This window comes from Acidimicrobiales bacterium, from assembly GCA_036273495.1.
Classification (GTDB): Bacteria; Actinomycetota; Acidimicrobiia; order Acidimicrobiales; family JAJPHE01; genus DASSEU01.
The window spans coordinates 1-4585 of sequence record DASUHN010000230.1 but is presented as its reverse complement, the minus strand read 5'-3'; the positions used below and the strand labels follow the sequence as shown (position 1 = coordinate 4585).

Genomic DNA, 4585 nt, shown 5'->3' with positions numbered 1-4585 from the left:
ACCGCTCCCGCCCCGATCCAGACCGGCCGGCCCGCCGACCGCAGCTCCGCCCCGCACCACTCCAGCGAGCGGCGGCGGACGGCGGCGGGCGGATAGGCGACGCCGAAGGCCCGGTTCTCGGCCGCGGACAGACGGTCCCCCGTGCCCAAGCCGGCCACCAGCCGGCCGCCGCTGATCTCGTCGACCCGCAGCAGCGCCGCCACCAGCATCTCATCGGGTACCAGGCCCACCCTCATCACGAGGGAGCCGACGGCCACCCGGGACGTCTCCACCGCCAGCGCCCCGAGCAGCGGGACCGAGGCCACGAGCGGCCGTTCGGGCCGGCCCATCGGCCACATGTGGTCGAACACGAACACCCCGTCCAGGCCGAGCTCCTCCGCCCGCCGGGCGGCCGCCACGGCCGTCTCGGCGTCGTAGCGGAACTGGGGCAGGGTGACCCCCACCCGGACCCGCCTCCCGGCCCCGGCACCCCGATCGCCCGGGCCGGCGCCCCGGCCCCCACCACCCGTCAGGCCGCCGCCTCCGCCGCCAGCACCGCCGCCCCGATGGCCCCGGCCCGCTCACCCAGGGCCGCCGCCTCGATGCGGATCGGCGGCCGCTCGCCCCCCGCCTCGACCAGCCGGGCGAACTCCTCCCGGATCGGGGGCAGCAGCAGCTCCCGCGCCTCGATCAGCCCGCCGCCGATGACGATCAGCTCGGGGTCCAGGGCGTTGGCGAGGTTCGACAGACCGAGCGCCAGCCACCCGGCGAAGCGCCGCAGCACCTCCACCGCCCCCGGGTCCCCGGAGGCCGCCGCCGCCGTCACGTGCTCCCCCCGGACCCCCTCGGCGTCTCCTCCCGCCAGGTCGACCAGGCGGTCGCTCTGGCCCGCATGGGCCGCCTCGCGGGCCAGCCGCCCCAGCCCGCTCCCGGAGGCGTAGCGCTCCCAGCACCCCGACCGCCCGCACGGGCACGGCGGGCCGCCGGGGTCGACGACCATGTGCCCGATCTCCCCGGAGAAGCCGTTGGCCCCCCGCATCAGCCGCCCGTCACACACCAGGGCGCCGCCGATGCCGGTACCGAGCGTGACCATCAGCACGTGGCCGGCACCCCGGGCCACCCCGTGGCGGACCTCCGCCCACCCCGCGCACGTGGCGTCGTTGTCGGCCACCACCGGCCGCCCCCCGAGGCGGGCGCCCAGCCCGCCCGGCAGGTCCAGCCCCCGCACCCCCGGCAGGTTCGGGGCAAAGCGAACGGTCCCCCGCACGTCCACCAGGCCCGGGGCCCCGACGCCGACGGGCAGGGCCACGCGGCTCGGACCGCACGCCGCGTCCAGGTCCTCCACCACCCCGCCGAGGGCCTCGACCAGAGCGCCGGACCCCACCGGCGTGGCCACCCGGGCCTCCGCCGCCACGGTGCCGTCGGGCTCCACCACGACCCCCAGCACCTTGGTCCCGCCGACGTCGATGCCTATCGACGCCTCCGGCGTGGTGCCGATCGACGTCATGAGACCCGGATGTGCTCCACCCCCGGGCTGGCCGGCCCCGATCCCGTTCCCCGCCCGGGCGGATCCGCGCTCTCCCCGGAATGGGACGGCGGAGGCGGGACGGCCCGGATGGCCCGCTCGATGGCGTCCAGCGACACCCGGGCGGCGGCGATCAGCTCGAGGAACGCCGCCTGCAGATGCCCGATGGCCTCGGTGACGCCCGCATCCTCCGGTCCGGTCACTCCCCCACCTCCCCGAAGGTGATCTCGAGCCAGTCGTCGGCCATCGTCGCGCCCTCGACGGGGCGGCGCCGGAGGCTGTCCGGCAGCGCCACCGGGCGCCGGTACGGGCCGACCCGCACCAGCAGCTCGTCCCCCCGCCGGCCCACCTCCAGGTCGTCGCGGTCGACGAAAGGAAGGTGCAGCGCCAGCACCCGGCGCTCGCCGCGCACGTCGAGGCGCACCGTGCGGTCGCGGTGCATCACCACCGAGGGGTCCCCTTCGCCGTACAGGGTGCCGGCGAAGTCCGACAGCAGCCCCGTTCCCACCAGCTCCTCGGGCGCCAGATCGGCGCGCAGCACGGGCAGCGGGGCAAAGCCGTCCTCGATCTCCTGGAGATGCTCGGCGTGGGCCGCCTTCCACGCCTTGAACCACGGGTCGGTGACCGCGTCGGGCAGCAGGCGGTTGGCCACCACGGCGTCGACGTGGTAGCCGAACAGGCCCAGGTAGGTGGCGGTGCGCCGGGCCTCGGCAATCACCATCTTCTCCGGGTTCACCACCAGCCGCACGCTGCTCGTGTCGGTGTCCCCCAACAGCTCGCGCACCCCGCCCAGCCGGTCGTACAACGAAACAGCGGCGTCGAAGACGGCCTCACCGGCGATCGGCATGCTCGTCAGCCGGCTCACGACCGGGCGCACCAGGCGGACGAGACTGCGCTCGACCGGGAACACACGCTGCATGTACCACGACAGTACGTCGGGCAGTGACAGCAGCCGCAGCGTATCGGCGGTCGGAGCGCAGTCGACCACCACGACGTCGTAGTGCCCGCTGCGCGCCAGGGCGTTGATGTCGGTGAGCGAGAAGAGCTCGTCCAACCCGGGCAGCACCGCCAGCTCCTCGGCCTCGATGGCGTCGAGGCCGGCCCAGTCGAACAGCTGCGTGAGGTAGGCCTGGACCTCCCCCCACGTCTCCTCCCAGCGCTCGGTGGTGTCGAGCTGCTGGCCCCAGAGCCGGTCGCGCACCGCCACCGGGCGGCCGTCGAGGGGGCGGTCGAAAGCGTCGGCGAGCGAGTGGGCCGGATCGGTCGAGACCACGATCGTGCGGTGACCGAGCTCGGCGCAACGCAGGGCGGTGGCGGCGGCGACAGTGGTCTTCCCGACGCCCCCCTTGCCCGTGAAGAGGAGAACCCTCACGAGGCGGTCGTGGTGCCCCGGACGCCCCCTTCGATCTTGGACTTGAGCTCGCGGAGGGCCGTGCCGACGATCCGGGACTCCGCCCGCCGCTTCACGAAGCCGGGGATGGGGACCCGGAAGTCCACCTCGAGGTTGTAGGTGACCTCGGTCTCCCCGTCGTCGAGGTCCTCGAACTGGTAGGAGCCGTCGTAGCGGCTGGTGATGTCCCCCCGGCTCTGGACCCACGACACCCGGTTGGGCGCTCCCGAGTAGTCGTACTCGAGGGTCACCGTGGTGCTGCGCCCGAAGGCGGCCGCCCGGAAGGTGACGCGGGACGCCCGCCCCTGGCCGTCCTTCTCCTCGATCGTCACGGCCTTGATGTCGGGCGCCCACTCCGGATAGTGGGCGAAGTCGGTGACCACGGCGAAGCACTGCTCAGCCGTGGCCCGCATCCGCAGCCGCTGGGTGGTGTGCTCGGACAAGCTCCGCTTCCCTCCGTGACAAGGTGCCCGGCGCGCCGGGAGCACGACAATCTACCCGGGCCTCAACCACCCACCTCGGCCAGCGCCGCCCCCAGCCGGCGGGCCAGAGGGTCGTAGGAGAACTCGGTCGTGGCCCGGGCCCGCGCCTCCCGCCCCATCGCCTCCCGGCGCTCCCGGGCGGCGAGGACGCCGCGCAGGGCGGTCGTGGCCCCCTCCACCGAGCGGGGCCGGCGCACGACCAGGCCCGTGCGCCCGTCGACCACGGCCTCGTCGGCCCCGCCGCTGGCGCCGGCGACCTGGGCGACCCCGGCCGCCGCCGCTTCGAGGAACACGATCCCGAACCCCTCCTGCTCCAATCCGGCCCAGCGGTTGCGACAGAGCATGCAGAACAGGTCGGCACACCCGTAGAAGGCGGCCAGCTCGGCCTCGGCCACCGCCCCCACCAGCCGCACCGGGGCCCCGGTCCTCGCCACGAGGCGCTCGAGCCGGCTCCGGTCCCGCCCCTCCCCGCCGATGGCCACGGCCAGGTCGGGAAGCTCCGGGCCGAGCCGGCCCGCCGCCCGGATCAGCACGTCCATGCCCTTCCGCGGCACCAGCCGGCTGAGCGAGACCACCACCAGCCCGTCGGGGGGCAGCCCGAAGCGCCGGCGCGCCTCGCGCCGCTCCTCGGGCCCGAGGGGGCGGAAGCGGTCCCCGTCCACCCCGGGAGGAACGACCACCACCGGAGGCATGCGCGCCTCCCCCGCCACCCGCGTGCCCTCGGCCGCCGGGTAGCCCCCGGCCGCCACCACCAGGGCGGAGTGGCGGATCACCCGGCCCAGCAGTAGGCGGCTCACTGGCAGGCGGCCGGGAACGGTCACCTCGGCGCCGTGGAGGACCACGGCGTACGGCAGACCGAGCCGCGGACCGATCAGGCCCAGGGGGACAGCGGGATCGACGACCACGAGGTCGGCGTTCATCGCCCGGGCCCGCTCCCGCACCAGCGACGCCAGACGCCGGGTCGGCTTGGTCTGGGTCTCGGGCAGGCGATGGACGCGGAACGGCTGAGCTGCGTCGAACGCGGCGGCGTCGGGATGGGCGGTCGTGAGGACCTCGAACCGGTGGGGCTCCAGCCGGCGCCACAGCTCCCAGAGGTACGACTGGATCCCGCCGACCTTGGGGGGGAAGTCGTTGGTGACGAGGAGGTGGCTCACCCGCCGCCGGCCGGTGGGGGCGGTACGGAAGGGACGAGGTCGGGCCGCCCCAGCC

General features: G+C 75.3%; 6 protein-coding genes. All 6 read right to left on the bottom strand.

The features are described 5' to 3' along the window. On the bottom strand, window positions 1–443 hold a 443-nt coding region (locus tag VFW24_09875; GenBank protein ID HEX5267068.1), incomplete at its 3' end, for an LLM class flavin-dependent oxidoreductase. 65 nt (window positions 444–508) lie between these two features. Beyond that, window positions 509–1486 (bottom strand): ROK family protein, encoded by a 978-nt coding sequence (locus tag VFW24_09870; GenBank protein ID HEX5267067.1) that lies wholly within the window; start codon window positions 1484–1486, stop codon window positions 509–511. After that, window positions 1483–1707, bottom strand: coding sequence for a hypothetical protein (locus tag VFW24_09865; protein ID HEX5267066.1), 225 nt, complete (start codon window positions 1705–1707; stop codon window positions 1483–1485). Before VFW24_09865 ends, VFW24_09870 begins: the two co-directional genes overlap by 4 nt. Further along, window positions 1704–2876: a TRC40/GET3/ArsA family transport-energizing ATPase gene (locus tag VFW24_09860; GenBank protein HEX5267065.1), complete on the bottom strand. Its 1173-nt coding sequence runs from the start codon at window positions 2874–2876 to the stop codon at window positions 1704–1706. The genes VFW24_09865 and VFW24_09860 overlap by 4 nt, the downstream gene beginning before the upstream one ends. Then, window positions 2873–3337 carry an SRPBCC family protein gene (locus tag VFW24_09855; protein HEX5267064.1) on the bottom strand — a complete coding sequence of 155 codons (465 nt, stop codon included), beginning with the start codon at window positions 3335–3337 and terminating at the stop codon, window positions 2873–2875. The genes VFW24_09860 and VFW24_09855 overlap by 4 nt, the downstream gene beginning before the upstream one ends. A 62-nt stretch (window positions 3338–3399) precedes the next feature. Then, window positions 3400–4585 (bottom strand): glycosyltransferase family 4 protein (locus VFW24_09850; protein HEX5267063.1); only part of this gene is annotated, 1186 nt, incomplete at its 5' end.